The following is a 24,559-nucleotide window of genomic DNA, read 5'->3' on the forward strand; positions in this document are numbered from 1 at the left end:
GCGGCTCGCTAGATGTTTTCGCGGGTGTAGATCTCGAAGGGCAGGATGTTTGTAAAACTCCCGCTTTCGTTCGGCGCTGAGACAGCGCGGATCATGCCGGCCAGGGTCTCTTGCGCGATGCGGGCGAGGGGGTGCGAGATGATGAAGGTCAGCGTGCCGTCGAGCAGCGCCGGGCGGGTCGACTCCATCAGTTCATAGCCGACAACGACCAGGCTGCCGGCCCTGCCGGTGGAGCGCAGGGCCGCGATGGCGCCGGTGATGCCGCCGCCGGCGACATAAAGGCCGGACAGATCGGGATTTTCGTTCAGCAGCTTTTCGGTCATCTCCTGCGCGATGGCGCTGGATTCAAAAGTCAGTAGCGGCTCGAGCAGGGTGAAACCAGGGGCGTGCTCGCGAAAATAGGAGCGAAAGCCGCTCTCGTTCATCTCCTGGCAGCGGTAGCGGTGGTTGCCGACGAGGATGCCGAGCTTGCCGGGCGCCTTGCAGACATGCTCGAACACCCAGGCCGCTGTGCGGCCGACCTTCCAATTGTCCAGTCCGATGTAGCGCACATGTCCGGTCGCCGAAATCTGCGAGATCAGCGCAAACACCGGCACGTTGCGGGCATGCAACGTGTCCACCGCCTGGGTGACGAGGGGATGGACCGCGGCGACGACGCCGACGGCGTCGCATTCGGTGCCGAGCGCCAGCATCCGCGAGGCGACATTCTGCGGCGACAGGTCGTCCAGAAACTCCGTGCGCAGCTCTATCTCGCAGTCGGGCATGGTCGGCGCCACCGCGCGCAGCGCCTCGGCGATGTTGCGGTAGAAGGCGCGGCCGGGCTGGTGCAGCAGGAAACCGAACCGGTAGCGCGGTCGGGCGGCCGCCACGCGGCTGCGCAACGCGCCCATGCCGTAGAAACCGATCTGCTCGGCCGCCAGCTTGACGCGCTCGCGCGTGCCCTGGCGGACGGCGCCAGCGCCGCTCAGCACCCGGTTGACGGTGGCCACCGAAACATTCGCCTCGGCGGCTACATCCTTGATCGTCGGCCGCTTGTTCTGATCCATTTCGTCTCATCCGATTGTAGCAATTGATACGAAAATATCATTTGTCGTGCCAGATTGATATGAATGACACAATCCAATTGGAACAAACATTCTATTCTTGATTCATTTTGGATCAAGATGTTTATCTCGTCAAAAGCAAGCAAGGCGGACGCACCGCCAGCCCAGGGATAGCAGCAGCACAGCACGGACGGGTTTTCGCCCACCGCCTCAGGCGGTTTGAGGCAGCGCGCGTGCGGCCTATCCCAAGGCGTTGCGGGTGGAGGATTGCATGGACGATCTCAAATACGGCGTGCGCGACAAGCGCGGCGACTGGAAGCCGAACGGACGCATCGAGGGTGCGCCGTTGTGGAACTGGCCGCCAAGGCTGCCGAAGATCCTGGCATGGCTGCCCGGCTATATCTGGCCGTGGAATGCCTTCCACATGGCCACCGCGCTGCTGTACTGGTTCTATATCGTGCCGAGCGTCGAGACGATGAAGACCATCGGCTGGGGCTGGGCGCTGTGGCTCTATGCCGTCAATGCCGCTGCGATCCTGGTCTTCTACGGCATTTTCGAGCTGCGCTACTACATCAAGCGCGCCCAGGCGACGCGGTTCAAGTACAACCACAAATTCCCCGCCGATGCGCCCTCCGACGTCTTCTGGTTCCAGAGCCAGAACCTCGATAATTTCATGCGCTCGTTCTTCATCACCATTCCCCTATGGACGGTGGTCGAAGTCATCTTTCTCTGGTGCTTTGCCAATGGCTACGTGCCGTGGGTCGGCTGGCAGGATCATCCGGTCTACCTCGCCGCCCTGGTGCTGGTCGCGCCGGCCATCCACGAGGTGCACTTCTTCTTCATCCACCGCCTGATCCACTGGGGACCGCTCTATCGCTGGATCCATTCGGTCCACCACAATTCGATCAACCCGTCGCCCTGGTCGTCGCTGTCGATGCATCCGGTGGAAGGGTTCCTCTATCACGCGGTCGCCTTCTGGCACCTGATCATCCCGTCCAATCCGATCGTCGCGCTGTTCCAGCTGCATGTCGCCGGCTTCGGCGCCGTCAATGGCCATCTCGGCTTCGACAAGCTGGAAGTGACCGAGGATACGGCCGTCAACAGCCACGCCTACACGCATTACCTGCACCACAAATATTTCGAGGTGAACTATGGCGGCGACGGGCTGATCCCGCTCGATCGGTGGTTCGGCACCTGGCACGACGGCACCCGAGAGGGCGAAGCCATGATGGACGCCCGCTTCCAGAAAAAGAAGGAACGCATGAACGCCAAAGCCGCGGCGAACCATTGATCTAGCGACGCGCAACGGGAGAGAGGCGCGTCGGCAGATGAATTCAATTTTTTCTAACCCGTCTGACGACGGCAACCGGGAGGAATGAAATGAAAAATATCACGAAACTGCTGACGGCAATCATGCTTGCGGGCGTGGCGGCGACATCGGCCACCTCGGCAATGGCTGACGGGGCGAAGATCTTCGTCATCGGCGGCAAGGCGGACGACCCGTTCTGGTCGAAGGTCAAGAAGGGCGCCGACGATGCCGGCAAGGTCGCCGAACTGACCGGCGGTTCGGTGACCTGGCTCGGTCCGCAGAACTACGACAATCTCGGTCCGGACGCCGCCAAGCTGATCCGCACCGCGCTCAGCCAGAAGCCGAGCGCCATTGTCGGCCCCGACTGGGTGCCGGAAGCCATGGACGACGCTTTCAAGGAAGTCGTTGCGGCAGGTGTGCCGCTCATCATCTACAATTCCGGCGGCATGGACGCGGCCAAGCGGCTCGGCGCCATGAACTATGTCGGCAATGAGGAATACGCCGCCGGCCTTGGCGGCGGCACCTATTACGGCAGCCATGGCGCCAAGAACGTGCTGTGCGTCAACACCTTGCCGGGTGCCACCAACACCGAAGACCGCTGCAAGGGCATTGCCGACGCCATCGCCAAGAGCGGCGGCAAATCGAGCCAGTTGCCGCTGCCTTCATCCAGCTTCGGCAACCCGACCGCGGTCGCTGAGGCGATCAAGGCCGCCGTGCTGAAGGACAACACCATCGACGGCGTTATCACCATCAGCGCCGGCGACGCCAACAGCGCCGCCAACGCCATCAGCCAGGCCAATGCCGGCGACAAGGTCAAGCTCGCTTCCTTCGACATGGACGAGACCGGCCTGCAGCGCATCAAGGCCGGCACGCAGATGTTCGCGGTCGACCAGCAGCCTTATCTACAGGGCTATCTCGCGGTGTCGCTGCTGAACGGCTTCGTCAATTATGGGCTCGACCTGCCGACCAAGCCGGTGCTGACCGGACCAGGGATCGTCGACTCTGCCAATGTCGACGCGACAATGGCCGGTGCCGCGGCCGGCGCTCGATAACGCTACGCCTCACCTTCTCCCCTTGTGGGAGAAGGTGGATCGGCGCGCAGCGCCGAGACGAATGAGGGCGTGCGTGACGGATCGCCGTCCTTGCCAAGCTGGAGCACCCCTCATGCGTCGCCTGCGGCGACACCTTCTCCCACAAGGGGAGAAGGGGGAGCCATATTTCAAGCCACAACGCCAGGGACATTTCGATGACATCCCAAGCCCATCACCAGCCCGCCGCGGCAGCCACCGCGCCGCCCGCCCCGCATTCTTCGATGCCCTCGATCGGCAGCCTCGTGCGCCGGCCCGAAGTCGGCTCGCTGATCGGCATGGTCGCCGTTCTGGTCTTCTTCTCGGTCTTCGGCGGTGCCAATTTCATGTCGGCCGGCGGTGCCGCGAGCTGGCTCAACGTCGCCTCGGAACTCGGCATCATCGCGCTTCCCATCGGGCTGCTGATGATCGCCGGGCATCTCGATCTCTCCGTCGGCTCGATGGTCCCCGCCAGTTCGATGACCATCGCCATCCTGTCGGGCCATTATGGCCTGCCGATCGTCGTCGGCATCCTCGCAGCACTTGGCCTTGGGCTCGCCGTCGGCTTCATCAACGGCGTGCTGGTGATCCGCACCAAGGTGCCGTCCTTCGTCGTCACGCTCGCCACGCTGTTCGCATTGGCCGGACTGACGCTCGGCCTTTCGGTCATCCTGTCCGGCAGCACCAGCGTCGCGCTGAAGAGCGGCCCCACCGCCAAGCTGCTGTTCGGCGACTATCTCGGCGGCAAGTTCGAGGTGACGCTGTTCTGGTGGATCGCCGCCGTCTTGATCGTCGGCTTCATCCTGAATTTCTCGCGTTTCGGCAACTGGATCCTGGCCATGGGCGGCGACGCCGTCAGCGCCCGCAATGCCGGCATCCCGACCGATCGGGTGACCATCGCGCTGTTCATGAGCAGCAGCCTGTGCGCCTCCTTCGTCGGCATGTCGCAGGCGATCCTCTACAACAGCGCCCAGGTGGCCGCCGGGCAGTCCTTCATCTTCAACTCGATCATCGCGGTGGTCATCGGCGGCGTGCTGCTCACCGGCGGCTACGGTTCGGTGGTCGGCATCGTCTTGGGCACGCTGACCTTCGCCATCGTCAACCAGGGCATTTTCTACACCGGCTTCGACGCCAATTGGGCAAGCCTGATCATCGGCGTCCTGCTGCTGGCCGCCGTGCTGATGAACAACACCTTCCGCACAATGGCACTGACCTACGCGCCGCGCACCAAACCGAGGGCACGCTGATGACCACGCCCCTGCTCAGGCTGACCGCAATCAACAAGTCGTTCGGTCCGATCGACGTGCTCCACGACATCTCGCTCGAGGTCAACAGAGGCGAAGTACTTTGCCTGCTCGGCGACAACGGCGCCGGCAAGTCGACGCTGATCAAGATCCTCTCCGGTGTCCACAAGCCGACGTCGGGCACGATGGAGATGGACGGCAGATCGGTCGCCTTCGACAGCCCCCGCGACGCCAGCGACCATGGCATCGCCACCGTCCACCAGTTCGGCGGGACATTCCCGCTGATGAGCATCGGCCGCTCCTTCTTCGTCGGCGCCGAGCTGACGCGGCGCTGGGGGCCGCTCACCATCTACGACCGCAAACGGGCCAACGAGATCGCCGTCACCGAGATGCGCCAGCTCGGCATCACCCGCATCGACGACGGCGACCGCCTGGTCGGCGGACTGTCAGGCGGCGAGCGCCAGGCACTGGCGATCGCACGCGCCGTGCATTTCGGCGCCAGCGTGCTGATCCTCGACGAGCCGACCGCGGCGCTCGGCGTCAAGGAGGCGGCGCATGTGCTGCGCATCGTGCTCCAGGCGCGCCGCAAAGGCATCGCGGTGATCTTCATCACCCACAATGTCGTGCATGCGCTCACCGTCGGCGATCATTTTGCCGTGCTCATCAGAGGCGCCAAGGCCGCCGACTTCCGCAAGGGCGAGAAAAGTCGCGAGGCGATCACCGACCTGATGGCGGGCGGCGAGCAGATGGCCGAGCTCGAAGCCGAGATCGAGAGCTTCTCCGCCACCGATGACGGGCATGCGCCGCACGGTGCGAGCCATGCATGATCAGTGAAGACGCCCATCTCCTCCTCCCGGGCATCTTCCTGGGCGGCCGGCGGAATCCCGCCGGCCGCCTTTTCGACCAACCAAAGAACAGACGGCAGAGTGACAATGGCAAAATGGATTGATGCGTGCGCAACCGATGACATCGACGAAGAGGACGTCATCCGCTTCGATCACGAGGGCCGGACATTCGCCATCTACCGCAGTCCCGACGATGCGCTCTTCTGCACCGATGGGCTGTGCACGCATGAGAAGGTGCATCTGAGCGAAGGGCTGGTTTTGGAACACAGGATCGAATGCCCGAAGCACAGCGGCGTGTTCGATTACCGGACCGGCGAAGCGCTGCGCGCGCCGGTCTGCGTGAACCTGAAAACCTACACCACGAAGGTCGAGGACGGCCGCGTGTACATCGAGGTCTGACATGTCCGATACGTTTACGCTTGCGGCTTGCGTCGAAATGCTTTGGCGCGACCGGCCGATGGAATGGCGCGTCAAGCGCCTTACCGAAATGGGTTTTCAGGTCGGCCTGTGGAACTGGCCGGACCATGACCTTGCGATGCTGGAAAGATCCGGCGCGACCTTCTCGATCATGAACGGGTATCTGCGCGGCAGGCTTGCCGACGACGAGGGCGCCGCCGAGCTGTTGAAGACGGCCAGGGAGACGGCGGCGGTCGGCAAGCGCCTCGGCGTCGCGCGGCTCAATCTGCACGGCACCGGGCTCGGCGAAGGCGGCCTGCCGGTCACGCCTTGCGAGGCCGTCACCGGCGCCATGTGGCTCAAGGCGCGCGACACGCTGAACCGCATCGCCGACCTTGCCGAGGCGGAAGGCGTGACCTTCACGCTGGAGAATTTGAACCTGCCGGTCGACCATCCCGGCGTGCCGTTCGGGCGCGCGCAAGACACGCTGGCGCTGGTCTCGAGCGTCAATCGCCCTGGCCTGCGCCTCAACCTCGATCTCTACCATGCGCAGATCGGCGAGGGGAATTTGATCGAACTGTGCCGCGCTTGCCTGCCCTGGATCGGCGAGGTCCAGGTGGCCGACGTGCCCGGACGCATGGAGCCTGGCACGGGCGAGATCAACTATGGAGGCATCGCCCATGCCCTGAAGGACATGGGCTACCGCGGGCCGGTGGGCATGGAGGCGTTCGCCTCCGGTGACCCCGAAGCGGCCCTGCAAGCCTTCCGCGAAGCTTTCACCGTCTGAGGGAACAAAATGGTCACCAAGAACAGCCGCCCGACCGTCGCCGACATCCGCGCCATGAAGGGCCGCGGCCAGAAGATTTCCATGCTCTACGTTACCTCGCTCGAAGAGGCGGCGGCGGCGGACGCGGCCGGCGTCGACATGCTTTCGATCGAGGGCCGCTTTTTCTCGCCCGAGATGCGCGAGGCGGCCGGCCGCTGCTTCGTCCAGGTCGGGCTTCCCTACGGCCCCGCCGGCAATCTGGTCACGGCGGAGGACTATCTGAAAACCGCCTACCACTTCATGCGCATCGGCGGCGATTGTTTCTACTGCGCCGCCTCGCTCGATATCCAGAAGACGCTTTGCGACAACGCCGTGCCGGTCGTTGCCCATGTCGGGCTGATCCCCTCGCAATGCACCTGGACCGGCGGCTTCAAGGCCGTCGGCAGGACGGCCGACAGCGCGCGTGCGGTGTGGGATCACGTCAAGCGGCTGGAAACCATCGGCTGCTTCGGCGCCGAGCTGGAAGTGGTGCCGGACCGGATTGCCGAACTGATCACCAGGAGTACGCCGATGATCATGCTTGGCATGGGCGCCGGACCGCACGCCGACGCGCAGTATCTGTTCAGCGAGGACGTGCTCGGCCACACATCAGGCCACAGACCGCGCCACGCCAAGACCTACCGCAACTTCGCCGCCGAGTATGAGCGGCTGCAACGCGAGCGCATCGCCGCCTATCGCGAGTTCATCTCCGACGTGAAGACCGGCGCCTATCCCGAGCCGCAGCACGTGGTCGCCATCACCGACGAGGAGCTTGCGGCGTTCAGGGCTCTGCTTGGCCTCTGACGGATGCCGCCCCTGAAATCGTAGGCTGTCGGCACCGGCATGCATGGAGGGAGCGACGGTTGTCCGCCGCTCCTTCGACAAACTCAGAAGATGGCGTTCGTGACCGCCTTGACCGGCCCGAGCAGCACCGATCCGTCCGGCACGCCGGCGTCGATCGGGATGGCCTTGTGGTTCGCCGTCGCTGCCGCCACCATCGGCTGGCTGGCGTCGCTGGTCACGATGACAGGGGTTTTCGACGGCACGCGGTCGTAGAGGTCGATGATGTCCTGGTTGATCAGGCGCACGCAGCCCGACGACACCGACTTGCCGATCGACTTCCATTCCGGCGAGCCGTGCAGGCGATAGAGAGTGTCCACATTGCCCTGGAAGAGATAGAGCGCGCGGGCGCCGAGCGGGTTTTTCAGCCCACCGGGCATGCCGCCATTGTCGGCGCTGTACTGCTTCAATTCCGGCTGCCGGGCGACCATTTCATCCGGCGGCGTCCATTTCGGCCATTTCTGCTTCCACTGGACGACGGCGTCGCCCGACCATTCGAAGCCGGCGCGGCCGAGGCCGACGCCGTAGCGGATCGCCTGGCCGCCTGGACGAACCAGATAGAGGAAATGGCCTGTCGTATCGACGACGATGGTTCCCGGCTTCTGCCCGGTCGGGTCGGGAACGATCTGGCGCAGGAACTGCGGATCGATCCTGTCGACGGGGATGGCCGGCAGGTCGAAGCCGCCATCACTGACGGCCGCGTACATCGACGCATAATCGGCAAGCGGCGGCTCGACATAGGCTGGCGGCGGCGGCTCGACCGGCTCGGGACCGGTGGTGGCGCATGCGGAAACCGCGATCGAGGCGGCGCCCAATGCTGCGGCGTTGAGGAAGCCGCGACGGCTCAGGCGATAGGATTCGATTTCGGCTATGGACATGGCTGCCTTCTTTAAGACTCAAATCGCAACAAAGCGTCAATACGCCGATCGCCGTTGCAGGTGCCTGACAACACCTGGCGCGATAGGCGGTTCCGATTCTGGCCCGAACGTGGACAAACAAAGGCGAAGCTGTGACTGCGCCGCCACTGTGGCGCCTGGGACACAGGCCTAGCTACCGGGCACCAAAGCTTCGAGGGTCGGCAGGATCAGCGCCGGCGGGAAGTCCCGGTACTCCTCGGGCTGGTTGGAGCGGTTGATCCACACTGTGCGGAAGCCGAATTTGGTGGCGCCCGCAACGTCCCAGCGGTTGGAGGACTGGAAGGACACCGCGCCGGGATAGAGCCGCCAGCCGGTGGCAACCATGTCGTAGACCGCCGGATCTGTCTTGAAACGCCGCACCGCATCGACGGAATAGATGTCGTCCAGAACCTGGTCGAGTGCGGCGGATTTGACCGCCGCTTCCAGCATTTCGGGCGAGCCGTTGGAAAGGATCGCCAGCCTGGCTCCCGAAGCCTTGAGCGCTTTCAGCACGGCCGGCACTTCCGGGTAGCAATCCAGCCGCCAGTAGGCTTCCAGCAATTTTGCTCTGAGACCGGGATCTGCCGAAGGGACCTTGCGCAAGGCGAAGTCGAGCGCCTGTTCGGTCAGTTGCCAGAAATCCGCATAGGCGCCCATCAGCGTGCGCACCCAGGAATATTCGAGCTGCTTAGCGCGCCAGATTTCGGACAGCAACTGGCCGTCGGGCCCGATCTGGTCGGCATGGCGGCGCACGGCGGCATGCACGTCGAACAGCGTGCCGTAGGCGTCGAAAACATAGGCGGCGTATTGCATGGCAACAGTTTTGAGGCGAGGCGGGGCAAGGTGCAAGCCTTGATTGCATCGCGCCCGCCGCTGGCCTCAATAAAACTCCCCGATGCCCGTTGACGGCAGCGGCCAAAGCATCATCCAATGTTGTCACACAATTGATCGGAACGGGACAACGCAATGACACTGGCGGCAGCGGCGCAATCCGCGACATGGACCTTCGTCGACGGGGACTGGTACGAGGGCAATGTCGCTATTCTGGGCCCGCGCAGCCATGCCATGTGGCTGGGCACCAGCGTGTTCGACGGGGCGCGCTGGTTCGAGGGCGTGGCGCCCGACCTCGACCTCCATGCCAGGCGGGTAAACGCCTCGGCGATAGCGCTCGGTCTCAAGCCGAACATGTCGCCCGAACAGATCGTCGGGCTGACCTGGGACGGATTGAAGAAATTCGACGGCAAGACGGCGGTCTATATCAGGCCGATGTACTGGGCCGAGCATGGCGGCTACATGGGCGTGCCGGCCGATCCCGCATCGACGCGTTTCTGTCTCTGCCTCTATGAATCGCCGATGATCCCGCCGACCGGATTTTCGGTGACGGTGTCGCCGTTCCGGCGCCCGACCATCGAAACCATGCCGACCAACGCCAAGGCCGGATGCCTCTATCCCAACAATGGCCGTGCCATCCTCGAAGCCAAGATGCGCGGCTTCGACAATGCGCTGGTGCTCGACATGCTGGGCAATGTCGCCGAGACCGGAAGCTCCAACATCTTCCTGGTCAAGGATGGCCACGTGCTGACGCCGGCGCCGAATGGCACCTTCCTGTCCGGCATCACCCGCTCGCGCACGATGACGCTGCTCGGCGAGTACGGCTTCAAGACGACGGAAAAGACGCTGTCGGTTCGCGATTTCCTCGAAGCGGACGAGATTTTCTCGACCGGCAACCATTCCAAGGTGGTGCCGATCACGCGCATCGAGGATCGCAATCTGCAACCCGGGCCGGTGGCCAAGAAGGCGCGCGAGCTCTATTGGGATTGGGCGCATTCGAAATCGGCCGGCTGACGCGCCAGCCCGGCCTTTTTGTCGCTGCCTGCTTTGCCGCAGGAAAACCGTGTGACAGTTTTCCGGAACCCGCTTAGAAAGGGAACCGGCGCTTCATTCCGGAGTTGTTCCAGCTCAATCCAGACCTATCTTAATCCGGTATCCACACCGGATTTTTCCACGAGGGAGTACTACCCATGGCTTTTGAATTGCCCGCTCTGCCCTACGACTATGAGGCCTTGCAGCCCTACATGTCGAAAGAGACGCTGGAGTATCACCACGACAAGCACCACAAGGCTTATGTCGACAACGGCAACAAGCTGGCCGCCGAGGCGGGCCTTGGCGACCTGTCGGTCGAAGAGGTGGTCAAGCAGTCGTTCGGCAAGAATGCCGGCCTCTTCAACAATGCCGCGCAGCACTACAACCACATCCATTTCTGGAAGTGGATGAAGAAGGGCGGCGGCGGCAACAAGCTGCCGGGCGCGCTGCAGAAGGCGGTCGACAGCGATCTCGGCGGCTACGACAAGTTCAAGGCTGATTTCATCGCTGCCGGCACGACGCAGTTCGGTTCGGGCTGGGCCTGGGTTTCCGTCAAGGACGGCAAGCTGGCGATTTCGAAGACCCCGAACGGCGAAAACCCGCTCGTTCATGGTGCCTCGCCGATCCTCGGCGTCGACGTCTGGGAACATTCCTATTACATCGACTACCGCAACGCCCGCCCAAAATATCTCGAGGCGTTCGTCGACAGCCTGATCAACTGGGATCACGTGCTGGAACTCTACGAAAAGGCGAAGTAATCGATCGTCAGAAAAGCCCCGGCAAACCCGGGGCTTTTCTTTTCCGTATCGACGTCGGTGGCTGCGAAGGCCCGGCAAAAAATCGTCCGAGCAAAGGGAATAATCCGTCCGCCGCATCCGTTGACGTTCTGTCCCAAAATACCTTCGTCCTGGAGCCAAATGAATGAGAAAGCTTGTCATCGCCATCTCAATGCTCGCCTTCGCCGGTTCGGCGGCCTTTGCCGATCCGATCCTCGACCGGCAGGCTCTGATGAAGGAGCGCGGAAAGATCGTCGGCGGCCTGTCGAAAGTGGCCAAGGGCGAGGAGCCCTTTGACGCCACAGCCGTGCTGACGCAACTGCAGGCGCTGCAGGCGAATGCTGAGAAGTTCGATGTCGACGCGTTGTTCCCGAAAGGCAGCGATACCGGCGACACCACGGCGGGGCCGAAAATCTGGGAAGACATGGCCGGCTTCAAGGCCACCGGGGACAAGTATCTGGCCGACGTCAAGGCCGCGGTCGCGGCGGCTCCCGCCGACGTCGACGCGCTGAAAGCGCAAGTCGGCGCTATGGGCTCGGATTGCGGCACCTGCCATCAGGGGTACAGGATCAAGAAGAGCTGATTGCCTGATATGGCATGGCTGAAGAAGCTCGTCGGCGCGGCCCTCATTCTGGGCGGCGCCGGCGCGGCTGCCGGTTGGCTGCTTTCGGCACCGGTGAAACTGGATGCGGCGGCCCTGGCACAACTCGGGCCGGGCGACGCGACCAAGGGCAAGCGCATTTTCTATGCCGGCGGCTGCACCTCCTGCCACGCGAAGCCGGGTTCGCAGGGCGATGCGCGGCTTCAACTGGTCGGTGGCCTCCAACTCAAGACCCCGTTCGGTACTTTCGTTCCGCCCAACATTTCGCAGGACCCCAAGGACGGCATCGGTGCGTGGTCGGTCGAGGATCTCGCCAACGCCATGCTCAAGGGCGTGTCGCCGTCCGGCGAGCATTTCTATCCGGCCTTTCCCTATGCGTCCTACGCCCGCATGAAGCCATCGGGCATTGCCGATCTCTATGCCTTCCTGAAGACGCTGCCCGCAGTCGCCGGCAAGGCGCCGGCCAATTCGCTCGGTTTCCCCTTCAACATCCGTCGCGGCATCGGCCTGTGGAAACGCCTCTATCTCAGCGACCAGCCGGTTGTCGCCTTGGCCGGTGGTACGCGCGATCAGGTGGTGGCGGGCCGCTATCTGGTCGAGGGGCCTGGTCATTGCGGCGAATGCCACACGCCGCGCGACTTCGCAGGCGGCACCAAGAAAAGCGAGTGGCTGGCCGGTGCGGTGGCCGCCGAAGGCTCGGGCATCGTGCCCAACATCACATCGGGCGGCGGCCTCGCCAACTGGTCGGAAGCTGAGATCGCCAACTACCTCGAAACCGGCTTCACGCCCGATTTCGATTCCGTCGGCGGCGCCATGGTCGACGTGCAGCGCAACATGGCTGAGCTGACACCGGAGGATCGTGCCGCGATCGCCGCCTACCTCAAGGCCGTACCGCCGCACCCGAACGGTTATCCCGCACGCAAACCGGCCGCGAATTGATGCCCGTCCGCCCCAACCCACCGGCCTTGTAAACGACATGCACGAAGCGCGGTGGCTGAATGCCGCGCGCTCCAGATTACAGATGCCGGTCGCCGAGGAAATCGAAGCCCGTCTCGAAGAAATGATTGTAGTTGCAGGTCAGTTCCTCGCCGGGTGCGATGTCGCGCAAGGCGTAGGTTTCCTCGGGCGAGGAGACATCGCAATTCGGCTCGTCGTCATGGTTCATGTAGCGGGCGTCGTCGGCTTCGAAGACGATATAGGACGGATCGCGCCGGTCTGGGTAGGAATAGCGGTCGAGGTAGTTTTTCACCGGCCCGGTCTCGCCCTCATAGGTCTCGACGTCGATGATCCGGTCGAAGCGGGGGTCGAGCTTCCAGATCAGCGTGCCCTTGGGGATGTGGTGCTTGGCAAAGACACCGATACCTTGAATGGGCGATTTGTCGAGATAGACGTCGACGAGCAGCATAATGGACCCTTGTGCGCGTGCGGGCTTCATCGCCCGGGAAAGTCGTGCATTGGGTAACGCGCGACCATCACAATTGCGAGTGGAAATGAGCGATGCGGAATTCAAAAAGTCATGATCGCCAAATCCAAAAGTGAACGTGCTGCCCGGAGCCCTCAGCGTTGCTGCAGCGCCAGACGCACGCCCAGGGCGCAGTAGATGCCGCCGACAACCTTGCCCTGCCATTTCAGCACGGTCGGATTTCGGCGCAGGAAAGCGCCGAGGCGACCGGCGCTCACGGCAAAGACGACCGTGCTGAAAAGACCGAGCATCACGAAGACAATTCCCAATACGGCCAATTGAAGCATCACGGTTCCGTTTTCGGGACGCACGAACTGAGGCAGGAAGGCGAGGAAGAAAAGCGCGGTCTTGGGGTTGAGCACTTCAGTCAGGACAGCCTGTCGAAACGCCTTGCCGGCCGAGATCGCAAGCGCGCCGGCAGTTGGATCGGTCGGCGCCTTCTCGATGATCGCGCGGATGCCGAGGTAAACGAGATAGGCCGCGCCGATGTATTTTACGATGCTGAACAGTGTCGCCGAGGTGGCGATGATCGCCGAGATGCCGACCATCGCCATGATCGTGTGAAATATGTCGCCGGCCGCGATCCCGGCGCCGGTCGCGATCCCGACCTTCGTTCCCGAACTCGTTGCCCGGGCGATCGTCAGCAGCGTGGCCGGACCCGGAATAAAGACAAAGCCGAGCACGACGGCGATATAGGCAATCAAAGTGGACAGATCGATAATTTGAGCGGTTCCTCGGCGAGCTGCGCCTTGCCCGTCACCTTCAGCGCGAAGGAATAGGTATAAGCGATTTCCTCAAGCCTTGAGAACCGGCCGGACGCGCCGGCATGGCCGGAATCCATGTTGATCTTGAACAGCACCGGATTGTGGCCGCTTTTGCGGTCGCGCAGCCGCGCCACCCATTTGGCCGGTTCCCAATAGGTGACACGCGGATCGGTGAGGCCGGCGAGCGCCAGGATGGGCGGATAGTCGAGGGCGGCGACATTGTCGTAGGGCGAGTAGGCGGCGATGGTGCGGTAGTCATCGGCCGACGCGATCGGATTGCCCCATTCCGGCCATTCCGGCGGCGTCAGTGGCAGGGTCGCGTCGAGCATGGTGGTGAGCACGTCGACGAAGGGAACCTCGGCGACGATGCCGCCAAAGCAGTCCGGCGCCATGTTGGCGATGGCACCCATCAGCATGCCGCCGGCCGAGCCGCCTTGCGCGACCATGCGGTCATGCGCGGTATAGCGCTCGGCAACGAGGTGGCGCGCACAGGCGATGAAATCCGTAAACGTGTTCATCTTGTGCGCCCGCTTGCCGTCATCGTACCAGCCGTAACCCTTGTCCTTGCCGCCACGGACATGAGCGATGGCGTAGACGAAGCCGCGGTCGACCAGCGACAGGCAGTTGGTGTTGAAGGCCGCCGGCACGGTGATGCCGTAGGAGCCGTAGCCGTAGAGCAGGCACGGTGCCGATCCATCGAGCGGCGTGTCGCGATGGTGCAGAAGCGAGATCGGCACCAGCTCGCCGTCGGCGGCGGGTGCCATCAGCCGCCTGGTGACATAATGGTCCGCATCGTGGCCGGATGGCACTTCCTGGGTCTTGAGCAGCACCCGCTCGCGGCTGCGCATATTGTAGTCGAACACCTGCGCCGGCGTCGTCATCGACGAATAGGAAAAGCGCATGATCTCGGTGTCGTATTCATAGGAGCCTGACAGACCGAGCGAGAAAGCCTCCTCATCGAGCGACAGAAGATGCTCTTCGCCATTGGCGCGGTCGCGCACGACGATGCGCGGCAGGCCCTCCTTGCGCTCGAGCCGGACCACATGGTCCTTGAAGCCGATCACCGACAGGATCAGCCGGCCCGGCTCATGCGCCACCAGTTCCTGCCAGTTGGCGCGGACCGGATCGCTTGCCGGCGCCGTCATGATCTTGAAGTCCTTCGCCCCGTCCGCATTGGTCAGGATGAAGAAGATGTCGCCGCCTTCCTCCAGCTCATATTGCAGGCCGGTCTCGCGTGCCGAAACCAGCCTGGGTTCGGCAAACGGATCGCTGGCGCTCAACAGGCGGTATTCCGAGGTCTCGTGATCGTTGATGCCGATCATGATCCATTGGTTGTTGCGCGTACCGTCGACATTCATGAAGAAGCCGGGATCGGTTTCCTCATAGATCAGACGATCGTTTTCAGGGTCTTGTCCGAGCGCGTGGAACAGCACCTTTGACGGCCGGTGGTTGGGGTCGAGACGCGTATAGAAGAACCCGTCATTGCCCGCGTCCCACACGCCCGAACCGCCGGTGGCGGGAATCTGGTCTGCCAGTTCCTTGCCGTCGGTAAGGTCGCGCACGCGCAGCGTGTAGAATTCCGAACCCTTGTCGTCGAAGGCCCACAAGAGCTTGCGATGATCGGCTGAATGATCGACGCCGCCGAGCCGGAAATAGGCCTTGCCTTCCGCCTCGAGGTCGCCGTCGAGCAGGATCTGCTCGGCTCCGCCATCGCGCGGCAGACGGAAATAGCGCGGCTGCTCGCCGCCGAGCTTGAAGGAAGACCCATAGGCGTAGGGCCCGTCCTTCATCGGAACCGAAGAATCGTCTTCCTTGATGCGGCCTTTCATCTCCTTGAAAAGCTGCTTTTGGAGCTCGACCGTGTCGGCCATCAGCTTCGACTGGTAGGCGTTTTCGGCTTCGAGTTCGGCGCGGATGCCCGCATCGAGCAGGGACGGATCCCTGAACATCTCCTGCCAGTTGTCGGCCCGCAGCCAGGCATATTCGTCGGTTCGCTTGATGCCGTGATGCGTGTCGAAAACCGGCCGCTTCTGCGGTGTTGGCGGGCTGACGATCGGAAATCGGGAAGTCTTGGTCATTGCGTCTCGCTTGGAACTATCTTGAATGGTGAATGAACACGCCGATCAGGGTGGGTTCAAGGGCCGCGGCCTAGAGGTGGTGCCGGCTCCAGGAGATGGGCCGGGAGGGAAGATGATGACTGTTCGATCTCGGATTGCCGCGACTTTCGCCGTTGCTTCGCTGACTCTGGTCGTTGTTGGCCAGTCTCATGCGACCGTATTCGCGGCTTGGCAAGTGGCCAATGTGCCGTTCGGCTACACGCTCAATGTGCGTAAATATCCGTCCGGCACATCGCAGAAACAGGCCGCATACCCGAACGGGACCGTCCTGCAGATGACCGGACGGTGCACCGGCGGCATAAACCTGCTCGACACCGCCAATCAACCGGCATGGAAGCAACAGCAGACGGTTCGCTATCGCTGGTGCGAGGTCTGGCACGACCCGGCCAAGAACGGCGCCTTCGTCACCGGCTGGGCCTACGGCAAGTACATCACCCCGTATTGATCGACCACCAACGATTGGTGCCGCGGCGGGCGGCAGGCGAGGCATGTCGCCTGGTTGCCTGCGAAAAAGATGAGCGGCAACCTGTGGTTTTGTGGACAGGTGTGAACAACCAAGATTGTCGTTGCGATGACAAAGCAAACCAGAGCATTGAAACCTGCTTTGTGAGTTATCGCGAATGTAACGATGAGCTGACGTAACGTCAGCCATTGCCGGTTTGGCGGGCGAAATATCGAAAAATTACATGATGCACGAAAGATTGAAGCTGATTGGCGAATAGTTGATCAACATTCATAAATATAATGCCAGGGGTGAATTGACTTACTTGCTCTGTGGTCGCATTGATGTGCCCGCGACGCGAATCGTAGCAACTCTACCTGCTCAAAATTCGCGCAATGCCCTGCCTGTAAAAAAGGGCGCAGATCGACGTAACTCTTGTTGGGGCCTGAAGACCATGGATATTGTCGAAACACCTTCCAGAAACAACGATGCGCTGATCGAGCTGACCGCCGATGTGGTGGCCGCCTATGTCAGCAACAATCCCGTACCGGTCGGCGAACTGCCGAACCTCATATCCGATGTCCATGCCGCTCTCGGGCGTGTGGGCGGAACCGCCGAACAGCCTCCTGCCGACAAGCAGAAGCCGGCTGTCAACCCGAAGCGTTCGGTTCATGACGACTACATTGTCTGTCTTGAAGACGGCAAGAAGTTCAAGTCGCTCAAGCGTCACCTGATGACCCACTATGATCTGACGCCTGACCAGTATCGCGAAAAGTGGAATCTCGACCCGAGCTATCCGATGGTTGCTCCGAACTATGCGGCAGCCCGCTCGCAGCTCGCCAAGAAGATGGGCCTTGGCCGCAAGCGCAAGGCGCGGTAATCGCTGCTTTGCCAGGTCGAACCGACATCAACGGCGCCTTCGGGCGCCGTTTGATTTTGGGGACGCGTGAGGGTCGTGCCGACCGGAGGGGCGTCAGGCCGTCTGCTTGAGCGCCATCTCGGCATCGCGCTTGATGCGCTTGACCATCGAGCGAAGGCCATTGGCGCGCTGCGGCGACAGGTGCTCGTCCAGGCCGAGTGTCTTCAGCGTCGCTTCCGCATCGGTTTTCTGGATTTCGCTGGCGGTCCTTCCGGAAAACAGCGCCAGCATGATGGCGACCAGCCCGCGCACGATATGGGCGTCCGAATCCCCGGTGAAGGTGATGACCGGATCGCTGCCCGGTCCGCGCTCGGTAGTCAGCCAGACCTGGCTGACGCAACCCGGCACCTTGTTGGCGGCGTTGCGCTCCTCATCTGGAAACGGCGGCAGAGCCTCGCCCAGTTCGATCACATAGCGGTAACGGTCTTCCCATTCGTCGAGGAACGAAAAATCGTCGCGGATCGTCTGGATCGTGGTCGTCATGACCCGGATATAGTCACGCAGCGGCGCCGCGTCACGGAAAAAACAAGGACACCGCGGGCGTCGAGAGGGCAGACGACCCGCGGTGCGCCGTCGAAACGGCTTAATTCTTTATCGGCAGCCTAATTCTTTATCGGCAGGTTGACGGTCTCGGGCAGGACAACCTCTTGCGGCACGCTGCCTGTCATTGTCGAGGTGTCGGGACCGGCGGACTTGTCGTCCAGCATGGCGGCCGCGATCTTGGCGGTTTCCTTGGCGCGGGCGGTGATGGTGTGCATCGCCGACTTGCCGGTTTCACAGACATCGGGCTTGCGCTCGCAGATGCCGGCAATGTCACCCACCGCGTCGCGGGCCGCGAACAGGGCCTGGATCGGCCCGACGCTTTCCTGGCCCGGCTCGTCGGAACCGACACTCAGCGGCAGCGCCAGAAGCACCAGTGAAAACCAGAAAGCCATTCTTATCAGGAAGAACATGCCTTGCCTCTCGTCGTGACCGGATCATGCGTCATATGGCATGAGCTCTTTTATGGGCAGGATGTTGGCACACAGGCACAAAGGACGGCTTGCACGTTCGCAGAGAATTTTCCTCAAATTTTAGGCAAATTCGAAACGAAGCGTTTTGCCGTGGATTTGTTTCATATCGGGACGATTTTCGACACCTTTTGATAACTATCTATCAGATTGTTTCCATTGCGGTTTTCTGAAATTTGGGCGGTTCTCCCTCCGTCCATGGTCCGCTCCCGGCAGGCGTCCGGAGATAACCCTCCATTTACTATGGCGGCATTTGCCCGGGTTTTCGGCCCCTGCCATCCCGATATTTGCCGCAGGCCGGGCTTTGGTCGGCGCTGCCTTATCCATTCCTTAAACGCTGGATGAGAGTTTCAGAGCCAATCAAAACAATCTGCAAAAGCAGAGCTGTTCACGACGAGTGTGAGTGCGTTGAGTTGATGCCGATCAAGGCCAGATACGCTGAATTGCCTGGCGCGATTGCCGCCGGCTGCGAACGTATGGTCCATCCCTCGATTCTCGGGCAGAGCGGCCGCGAGCGCCAGCGCCGCTTCATCGGCGTCATGCTGGCGGCGCCGTTCTTTGCCGCCGGTGCCGCGGTCACGCTGGTGACATCAGGCATGGGTGCCGCCGTGACCGTGGCCGCCATCTTCGCGGCCTTCGGTCTGTGCTGGTTCGTCGCTCTGCTGGTGGCAGCGACCGGCAAGATGGCCGCTGCGGCGCCGATCGCGCTCGCGATGGCGGCTGTTGCGCTTGGCGGTCTGATCGCTGCCGCCGGCGGGTTGAGTTCTCCTGTCGCCATGCTTGCCGTGGCGTTGCCCTTCGAAGCCTGGTGGATCGGCGCCTCGCGGCGCGCGGCCCTGTGGGGAGCGGTCTCGGCCATTGTCGCGATTGCCCTTCAGCCTCTGGCTGGGGTTCTCTTGCCCTTCGCGGGCGCGCAGATTGCGGCCTGGCATTGGCTGATGCCGCTGGCCTGGGCGCTGACGCTGATCCCGCGCCTGTCGGCGTTCCGCGATAGCGCCGCTGCGGCTGATACGCTGGATACCGGCGACCGGCTGGAAGACATTATCGATGCGGTGGTCTTGCGGGTCGCCCGCCATGGCGAGGTGCTCGATGCGTCCGCCAAGGCGCGCACGCTTTTGAAATTGCCACCGGAACTGCTTTCAGGAACCGGCCTCTTCGACCGCGTCCACCTGTCGGACCGTGTCTCCTATCTCAGCGCCCTGGCGGACATGCGTGACGGTGCTGCCTCGCGCCGCCTCGACTTGCGCATCAGGCTGCCGCAGAGCGGCAACAGCCAGAATGACAGTCGCTTGATGGCCGACAATTATCGGCCGTTCCTGCTCGAGCTGCTGCGTGGCGAGGAGCAGAACGACGTCTTCACGCTGGTGCTGCGCGAGAATGACGAGACGGCCCGGCTGCGTGAGGAGCTCGCGCAGGCCAATGAGACGGCAGCCGCCGCGGAAGTGGCCAAGGGCCGGTTCCTAGCGGTGGTCAGCCATGAACTGCGCACGCCGTTGAACGCCATCATCGGCTTCTCGGACATGCTGCTGCATGAGATGTTCGGTGCCTTCAAGGATCCGCGCCAGAAGGAGTATGTCACCCTGGTGCGGGATTCCGGCCAGCATCTGCTGGCTGTCGTGACATCCATACTCGACGTGTCGAGGATCGAATCGGGCGCCTACACGGCGGAACCGGAGCCGTTCCGGTTCATGGAAGCCGTCGACATGTGCCAGTCGATGATGCGGCTGCAGGCGCAGGCCAAGAACATCGACCTGCAGACGCAGATCGCTCCTGACGCCGGTGACATCAATGCCGATCGCCGCGCCGTGCAGCAGATCCTGATCAATCTGGTCTCCAATGCCATCAAGTTCACGCCCGACGGCGGCGATGTCGTCGTCGGCGCCAAGCGGATCGGCTCGCGCCTGCATTTCTGGGTCAGGGATACCGGCATCGGCATTGCCGAGGAGGATTTCGCCAATCTCGGCAAGCCATTCACGCAGATCCACAACGACTATACGCGCCGTTTCGAGGGGACCGGCCTTGGCCTGTCACTGGTGAAGGGGCTGGTGGCGCTGCACGAAGGCACCATGTCGATCGAAAGCATGCCGGGCGAGGGCACTACGGTGACCATCAGCCTGCCGGTCAACGGGCCAAAGGGGCGCCCGGCGAACCAGGCAGGGGTGCTGACGATGCCGGTGACGAGGGCGAAAGGGGACAGAAATGGCTCGCTCCGCAAAACAGCCTAAGGCGGTCAAACGCCGCAGCAACGCCTTCCAGGACGGCGCCATAGCCGTCGGCGGGATGATTTCGCGCAATCCCGTCCTGGTCGGCGGATCGACGGCATTCCTGGTGACGCTGTTCTATGTCTCGGCCAATGCGCTGTGGTATCAGCCTTTCCCGCATGCCGGGGCGTTCTTCGCCACCCGCCACTTCCAGGGATTTCCGCACACTGCCTCTGACGAACCGGAGACCACGATCAACATCGTGCGGCCCAATGCGGCGCCCGCCCCGATGAAGGGCGATCCGGTGGTCGAGCAGGTGCAAGGCATATTGAAGGACCTCGACTTCTATCCCGGCACGGTCGACGGCATTTCCGGCCCCAACACGCGCAAGGCCATCCAGGCCTATCAGCAGAAGGTCGGGCTCAACGCTTCCGGCGAAATCGATGCGCTGCTGCTGGATCAGCTTGGTGCAACGCCGAAGACAGCTTCGGTGCCAAAGCCGCAGCCGCGTCCCGACGTGCCGCCGGCCGCCGTTCCGGTGTCCTTGCAGACAAATTCTGGGCAGACAAATTCCGGGCAGACGGATGCCGCTCCGACCCAGGGACCCGACCCCCGCATCGTCAAGATCCAGGCCGGTCTCAAGGCCTTCGGCAATGACGACATGCAGTTGGATGGTGTCGTCGGCGCGCGCACCAAGGCGGCGATCAAGGAATTCCAATCGCTGTTCGGGCTGCCGCAGACCGGCGAGCCCGACGAGATCGTCTACGTCAAGATGCGCGAGATCGGCCTGACCAACTGAGGCCTGAAAACGACGGCTCGCGGAGCGGCGGAAATATCGCTAGATAGCCGCACGCTTTCGGAGCTGTCTCATGCGCGTCACATCGGATTTGTGGGTCTCTGCCTTGGTGCGCCGGGTTTTCGGCGCCGGCGGATTTGCCGCCGTGGTCAACCGTGGCGCGACCGAGGCCGGTGCTGTTTTCGTGCTGACGCGGGGCAGGCTGGGTGACGTCGCCCTCTACGGGCCAGCGCCGCAGACAAGCTACGATTCGGCCAAGCCCGACGACCGTTTCTTCAGCCTTCTCACCGCTGGCGATGATCCGGCCGTGCTCGATGCCCGTCTGGAACGGGAGAAAAAATTCGATCCCGACATCTGGGTGGTCGAGATCGAGGCCGGCACCGTTCCCGTCGAGGAGCTTATTTCCGTGAAGACGCCCTGAGGGCAGGCGCGGCGGCTTCGTCGCTGTTCGACGCCTTGCGGTTTTCGCTGTCTGTGGGCGCGGCGTCACGGACCATCCTGGACAAGGTCTCGGCTTTCCAGCCCCGCACCCGGTCCAGCGCCACATCGCGATGCAGCAGGCGGTAGCGGTCGAGATAGGTGCGGATGGCCTGCGGATGCGGGAACAGGCTGGGATAGATGGCGACCGTGATCAGGAATGCCCGGTCCTCGCTGAAGTCGAGCGAGCGCAGTGCTGCAAGCAGTGAGGCATAGTTCTGGTTGGCGGTCAGCGATCGCGCGGTCGAGAAATCAATGTCGAGGGCGTCCGCAAGCGCGGTCTGGAAGAAGGCGGCGTTTCCCGTCAGCGCCGTCTCGCGCAGTTTGACATAGGTATCCGCGCCAGGGAATGCATCGACCTTCGCCGCCGACGCCTCGTCGCCGGTGCGCATCATGGAGCGCAGCCTGCGCCGCGCATTCTCGGCGGCAATACCGGCAGACTGTTGGCCTGTCCCGCTCTCTTCGGCCGCCTCCGCTTTTGCGACTGCGACGGTTGGTGCCGCAGCGGCCTGCACCTCCGGATCGCGCACCCGCACCAGTGTCGGCCGTTCGAGCACCCTGATCAGATCGGCGATGGTCGGGTTCAGGTCCTTGCGGCGCGCTATGGCGCGCGCATGCGGCAGGCCGTGCCGGCCGATCAGCGCGATCAGGTCGATATCGCTGACTGCGCGCGAGCGGATCAGCAGCGGCGCGGCAATGTCGACCGGTTCTTCGCAAAGGCGGCGCACGAGTGCTGCGGGGGCATATTCGCATTCGGAAAGGGCTGCGGCCACGTAGCGCCGCGATTCGACGGACACATCGTCGAACAGCGGCAGTGTCAGGTCTTCGAGCTGGCCGATCTCGCGGCGCGACGGGCGGGTCAGCGAGCAGAACGCCGACACCGCGGCGCGGAACAGCCTTTCGGCCTTGCCCGATTCCGTTCGTATCGCGATTTGCCTGAAGTCCGAAGATGACACGAAGGATACCCGATACTCGATACACAGCCTTGATCGCGCTCAACCGGGACTATGTCGGTTTCGCGATTGCCTCGGTCAGAACGTCCTGACCCCAAGACAAAGATCAAGTTAGCGACGATCCGTTAGCGCTCCGTTAACCCTCTGCCTGCCTTAATGATATTTGGAGGCGTTGCGTTGTGCTCCGGGGAAACCGAGAGGAATGCGCGAATCATGGGCATGGTACTGTCTTTCGTGCCGCGTGCGGCACCGACCAATCGAGCCAAGCAAACCACCGAAATACCGGCGGCGGTGATCATCTTTCCCGGCATCCGCTATGAGCGGTCCAGCACCGGCGAGACGCGGCCTGCCGGGCCCGACAAGCCGGGATCGCCACGGACACCGGTGCCGCACCACTGAGCCTTGCTGAAGCCGCGACCTGATCCGTCAGGCCATTGGTTCTGGGGCTCTGATCAGTGGCCTAGAAATCCTGCAGTTCGCAGGAACTCTTATCGAGAAAGCGCGACACGATCGGCTTCCAGCTGTCGTCCGGCACGAAGCTGCGGATGACGAAGATGCCCTCGTCGATCGGCGCTTCGACGAAGATCGCTCCTTGCAAATCCTCGGGCAAGTCCTTGCGCACGTCGATCATCTGCGCCGGCGTCAGCACGACCGCATCAAGCTTGCCGTCGGTCGCGGTATGGTCGTTGAAGGAATAGATGTTGTGGCCGTTGCGGTCATAGACCGACACCGACCAGAAGGGGACATTCCCCGGCGCCTTGATCCGGACCATGCCTTCCTCGAGGTCGAACCGGCAGGCCGTTGCATAGAACAGCGGGTCGACCGATTTCACCACCGGCGCGCCACCCGCCTCGGCATCGAGCCGGTTCATCCGGTAGAGATCCGACGCCATCGACAGCCGCGACCAGGCGTCGCGTTCCGAAAATTCCGGCACCAGAAGCAGCACGACGATGTGCACGATGCCGGCGCCGACCAGGCCGAGCAGGACGGCGTGAAAAAGCCTGCGCATCGCGGCGAGCACATTACGCATCGCAGCCGGCCTTCACGATCCTGGGCAGCGAAACATCCGACAGTCCGGTGCTGCTGGCGATCGGCGTGTCGTAGAAGGTCAGGACGAAATACATCCGTCCGGAACCGTCGGTCAGAAGCCAGTTGCCGGACATCGGGTGATGGCCGACCGAAATGATCACCGAATTGTCGGCCTGGCGCAGCATCTCGTAGGACTGAAGCGCTGCAAGTCGCGGCTTGCCGGTCTCGACGACGCCGAGCGACTGATCGGCGGCATAGAGCGTCCAGAAGCGGGCGGTCGGAAATCCGCCCTCTATTCTGTAGCTGCATTCCCGCTTGAGCTGGTCGCCGGCAGCGTCATTTTCCGCGACAAAGGACAGGCCCTCGGCGCGGCCGAGCGCAAGCACGCCCTCGCGCGCCACGCGCGCCTTGGAATAGGGGTCGGCAGCCGACGTGCCGATGTCGGGGAAGGCGGTCCATTGGCCGATGCGGATAGCACCGACGCCGTCCTGGATCTTCAGCGCATACCAGACGCTGGCGCCGCCGCCGCCAATGGCTATGGCAAGCGAAAGCATCATCAGGAAGGCATTCTTGAGCATGAAGGGCCGGGTGAATGAAGGATTGCCGCTCGGGGATATCGCGGCGCGAGGCCTTGTGGCAAGCGGGCGTGATGGATTTGCGTATTGGCCTGGCCCACGCCGGACAGATGTCAAAGCGCCGAAAGC

28 protein-coding genes are annotated in these 24,559 nt (G+C 62.8%); 17 read left to right on the forward strand and 11 right to left on the reverse strand.

Annotated elements, in window-relative coordinates; translation table 11 throughout:
• Positions 1-8 precede the first annotated feature (8 nt).
• The gene (locus tag CKW40_RS34965) at positions 9-1,046 is read right to left on the reverse strand and encodes a LacI family DNA-binding transcriptional regulator (RefSeq protein WP_095204271.1); all 1,038 of its coding nucleotides are present in this window, start codon (positions 1,044-1,046) and stop codon (positions 9-11) included.
• A gap of 268 nt (positions 1,047-1,314) precedes the next feature.
• On the opposite strand from CKW40_RS34965, the gene CKW40_RS34970 reads away from it, so the two are divergent.
• The 7 genes from CKW40_RS34970 (at position 1,315) to CKW40_RS35000 (ending at position 7,513) form a co-directional block, all read left to right on the forward strand.
• The gene (locus tag CKW40_RS34970) at positions 1,315-2,334 is read left to right on the forward strand and encodes a sterol desaturase family protein (RefSeq protein WP_095204272.1); all 1,020 of its coding nucleotides are present in this window, start codon (positions 1,315-1,317) and stop codon (positions 2,332-2,334) included.
• A gap of 89 nt (positions 2,335-2,423) precedes the next feature.
• Positions 2,424-3,404, forward strand: a complete 981-nt coding sequence (locus CKW40_RS34975) for a sugar ABC transporter substrate-binding protein (RefSeq protein ID WP_095204273.1) — start codon at positions 2,424-2,426, stop codon at positions 3,402-3,404.
• A gap of 260 nt (positions 3,405-3,664) precedes the next feature.
• A complete protein-coding gene (locus CKW40_RS34980; RefSeq protein WP_095204294.1) occupies positions 3,665-4,666 on the forward strand; it encodes an ABC transporter permease in 1,002 nt (333 codons plus the stop codon).
• Positions 4,666-5,490, forward strand: coding sequence for an ATP-binding cassette domain-containing protein (locus tag CKW40_RS34985; protein ID WP_095204274.1), 825 nt, complete (start codon positions 4,666-4,668; stop codon positions 5,488-5,490). The genes CKW40_RS34980 and CKW40_RS34985 overlap by 1 nt, the downstream gene beginning before the upstream one ends.
• Before the next feature lie 105 nt (positions 5,491-5,595).
• Positions 5,596-5,907, forward strand: coding sequence for a MocE family 2Fe-2S type ferredoxin (locus CKW40_RS34990; protein ID WP_095204275.1), 312 nt, complete (start codon positions 5,596-5,598; stop codon positions 5,905-5,907).
• A 1-nt stretch (position 5,908) separates the two neighbouring features.
• Positions 5,909-6,691 carry a hydroxypyruvate isomerase family protein gene (locus CKW40_RS34995; protein ID WP_095204276.1) on the forward strand — a complete coding sequence of 261 codons (783 nt, stop codon included), beginning with the start codon at positions 5,909-5,911 and terminating at the stop codon, positions 6,689-6,691.
• Between the two features lie 9 nt (positions 6,692-6,700).
• Positions 6,701-7,513, forward strand: a complete 813-nt coding sequence (locus CKW40_RS35000) for a 3-methyl-2-oxobutanoate hydroxymethyltransferase (RefSeq protein ID WP_095204277.1) — start codon at positions 6,701-6,703, stop codon at positions 7,511-7,513.
• 83 nt (positions 7,514-7,596) lie between these two features.
• Here the strand turns inward: CKW40_RS35000 and CKW40_RS35005 are convergent, their stop codons facing one another.
• Positions 7,597-8,427 carry a L,D-transpeptidase gene (locus tag CKW40_RS35005; RefSeq protein ID WP_095204278.1) on the reverse strand — a complete coding sequence of 277 codons (831 nt, stop codon included), beginning with the start codon at positions 8,425-8,427 and terminating at the stop codon, positions 7,597-7,599.
• A 168-nt stretch (positions 8,428-8,595) separates the two neighbouring features.
• On the reverse strand, positions 8,596-9,258 hold the full coding sequence (locus CKW40_RS35010; RefSeq protein ID WP_095204279.1) for a haloacid dehalogenase type II: 663 nt from the start codon (positions 9,256-9,258) through the stop codon (positions 8,596-8,598).
• A gap of 153 nt (positions 9,259-9,411) precedes the next feature.
• Between CKW40_RS35010 and CKW40_RS35015 the strand changes: the two genes are divergently transcribed.
• From CKW40_RS35015 to CKW40_RS35030, 4 genes are all read left to right on the forward strand, one after another.
• Positions 9,412-10,290: a branched-chain amino acid aminotransferase gene (locus CKW40_RS35015; RefSeq protein WP_095204280.1), complete on the forward strand. Its 879-nt coding sequence runs from the start codon at positions 9,412-9,414 to the stop codon at positions 10,288-10,290.
• Between the two features lie 176 nt (positions 10,291-10,466).
• The gene (locus tag CKW40_RS35020; RefSeq protein WP_013532667.1) at positions 10,467-11,066 is read left to right on the forward strand and encodes a superoxide dismutase; all 600 of its coding nucleotides are present in this window, start codon (positions 10,467-10,469) and stop codon (positions 11,064-11,066) included.
• 163 nt (positions 11,067-11,229) lie between these two features.
• Positions 11,230-11,667 carry a c-type cytochrome gene (locus tag CKW40_RS35025; protein WP_095204281.1) on the forward strand — a complete coding sequence of 146 codons (438 nt, stop codon included), beginning with the start codon at positions 11,230-11,232 and terminating at the stop codon, positions 11,665-11,667.
• Between the two features lie 9 nt (positions 11,668-11,676).
• Positions 11,677-12,624 (forward strand): c-type cytochrome, encoded by a 948-nt coding sequence (locus CKW40_RS35030; RefSeq protein ID WP_095204282.1) that lies wholly within the window; start codon positions 11,677-11,679, stop codon positions 12,622-12,624.
• A gap of 76 nt (positions 12,625-12,700) precedes the next feature.
• On the opposite strand, the gene CKW40_RS35035 is transcribed toward CKW40_RS35030, so the two are convergent.
• From CKW40_RS35035 to CKW40_RS35045, 3 genes are all read right to left on the reverse strand, one after another.
• Positions 12,701-13,090: an SET domain-containing protein gene (locus CKW40_RS35035; protein WP_095204295.1), complete on the reverse strand. Its 390-nt coding sequence runs from the start codon at positions 13,088-13,090 to the stop codon at positions 12,701-12,703.
• Positions 13,091-13,242: 152 nt separating this feature from the next.
• Positions 13,243-13,869: a LysE family translocator gene (locus tag CKW40_RS35040; protein WP_095204283.1), complete on the reverse strand. Its 627-nt coding sequence runs from the start codon at positions 13,867-13,869 to the stop codon at positions 13,243-13,245.
• Positions 13,848-15,989: a S9 family peptidase gene (locus CKW40_RS35045; RefSeq protein WP_095204284.1), complete on the reverse strand. Its 2,142-nt coding sequence runs from the start codon at positions 15,987-15,989 to the stop codon at positions 13,848-13,850. The genes CKW40_RS35040 and CKW40_RS35045 overlap by 22 nt, the downstream gene beginning before the upstream one ends.
• Before the next feature lie 115 nt (positions 15,990-16,104).
• Between CKW40_RS35045 and CKW40_RS35050 the strand changes: the two genes are divergently transcribed.
• Positions 16,105-16,473, forward strand: coding sequence for an SH3 domain-containing protein (locus CKW40_RS35050; RefSeq protein WP_095204296.1), 369 nt, complete (start codon positions 16,105-16,107; stop codon positions 16,471-16,473).
• Between the two features lie 451 nt (positions 16,474-16,924).
• Positions 16,925-17,350: a Ros/MucR family transcriptional regulator gene (locus CKW40_RS35055; RefSeq protein WP_010915014.1), complete on the forward strand. Its 426-nt coding sequence runs from the start codon at positions 16,925-16,927 to the stop codon at positions 17,348-17,350.
• A gap of 93 nt (positions 17,351-17,443) precedes the next feature.
• Here the strand turns inward: CKW40_RS35055 and CKW40_RS35060 are convergent, their stop codons facing one another.
• Entirely contained in the window at positions 17,444-17,872 is a 429-nt protein-coding gene (locus tag CKW40_RS35060) for a SufE family protein (RefSeq protein ID WP_095204285.1), read from the reverse strand.
• Between the two features lie 119 nt (positions 17,873-17,991).
• On the reverse strand, positions 17,992-18,342 hold the full coding sequence (locus tag CKW40_RS35065) for a DUF5330 domain-containing protein (RefSeq protein ID WP_095204286.1): 351 nt from the start codon (positions 18,340-18,342) through the stop codon (positions 17,992-17,994).
• Positions 18,343-18,875: 533 nt separating this feature from the next.
• On the opposite strand from CKW40_RS35065, the gene CKW40_RS35070 reads away from it, so the two are divergent.
• The 3 genes from CKW40_RS35070 (at position 18,876) to CKW40_RS35080 (ending at position 21,817) form a co-directional block, all read left to right on the forward strand.
• Positions 18,876-20,624, forward strand: coding sequence for a sensor histidine kinase (locus tag CKW40_RS35070; protein ID WP_095204297.1), 1,749 nt, complete (start codon positions 18,876-18,878; stop codon positions 20,622-20,624).
• Positions 20,599-21,399 (forward strand): peptidoglycan-binding domain-containing protein, encoded by an 801-nt coding sequence (locus CKW40_RS35075; protein WP_095204287.1) that lies wholly within the window; start codon positions 20,599-20,601, stop codon positions 21,397-21,399. The genes CKW40_RS35070 and CKW40_RS35075 overlap by 26 nt, the downstream gene beginning before the upstream one ends.
• 70 nt (positions 21,400-21,469) lie before the next feature.
• A complete protein-coding gene (locus CKW40_RS35080) occupies positions 21,470-21,817 on the forward strand; it encodes a DUF1491 family protein (protein ID WP_095204288.1) in 348 nt (115 codons plus the stop codon).
• Here CKW40_RS35080 and CKW40_RS35085 read toward each other — a convergent pair.
• Complete coding sequence (locus tag CKW40_RS35085; protein WP_095204289.1) at positions 21,795-22,829, reverse strand: DUF2336 domain-containing protein; 1,035 nt, start codon at positions 22,827-22,829, stop codon at positions 21,795-21,797. The genes CKW40_RS35080 and CKW40_RS35085 overlap by 23 nt on opposite strands.
• A 210-nt stretch (positions 22,830-23,039) precedes the next feature.
• On the opposite strand from CKW40_RS35085, the gene CKW40_RS35090 reads away from it, so the two are divergent.
• A complete protein-coding gene (locus CKW40_RS35090) occupies positions 23,040-23,225 on the forward strand; it encodes a hypothetical protein (protein ID WP_095204290.1) in 186 nt (61 codons plus the stop codon).
• Between the two features lie 61 nt (positions 23,226-23,286).
• Here CKW40_RS35090 and CKW40_RS35095 read toward each other — a convergent pair whose 3' ends face one another.
• The gene (locus CKW40_RS35095) at positions 23,287-23,856 is read right to left on the reverse strand and encodes a DUF1254 domain-containing protein (RefSeq protein ID WP_095204291.1); all 570 of its coding nucleotides are present in this window, start codon (positions 23,854-23,856) and stop codon (positions 23,287-23,289) included.
• Positions 23,849-24,433: a DUF1214 domain-containing protein gene (locus CKW40_RS35100; protein WP_095204292.1), complete on the reverse strand. Its 585-nt coding sequence runs from the start codon at positions 24,431-24,433 to the stop codon at positions 23,849-23,851. The genes CKW40_RS35095 and CKW40_RS35100 overlap by 8 nt, the downstream gene beginning before the upstream one ends.
• Between the last annotated feature and the right edge of the window lie 126 nt (positions 24,434-24,559).

Origin of the sequence: Mesorhizobium carmichaelinearum (assembly GCF_900199455.1) — a bacterium.
GTDB lineage: Bacteria > Pseudomonadota > Alphaproteobacteria > Rhizobiales > Rhizobiaceae > Mesorhizobium > Mesorhizobium carmichaelinearum.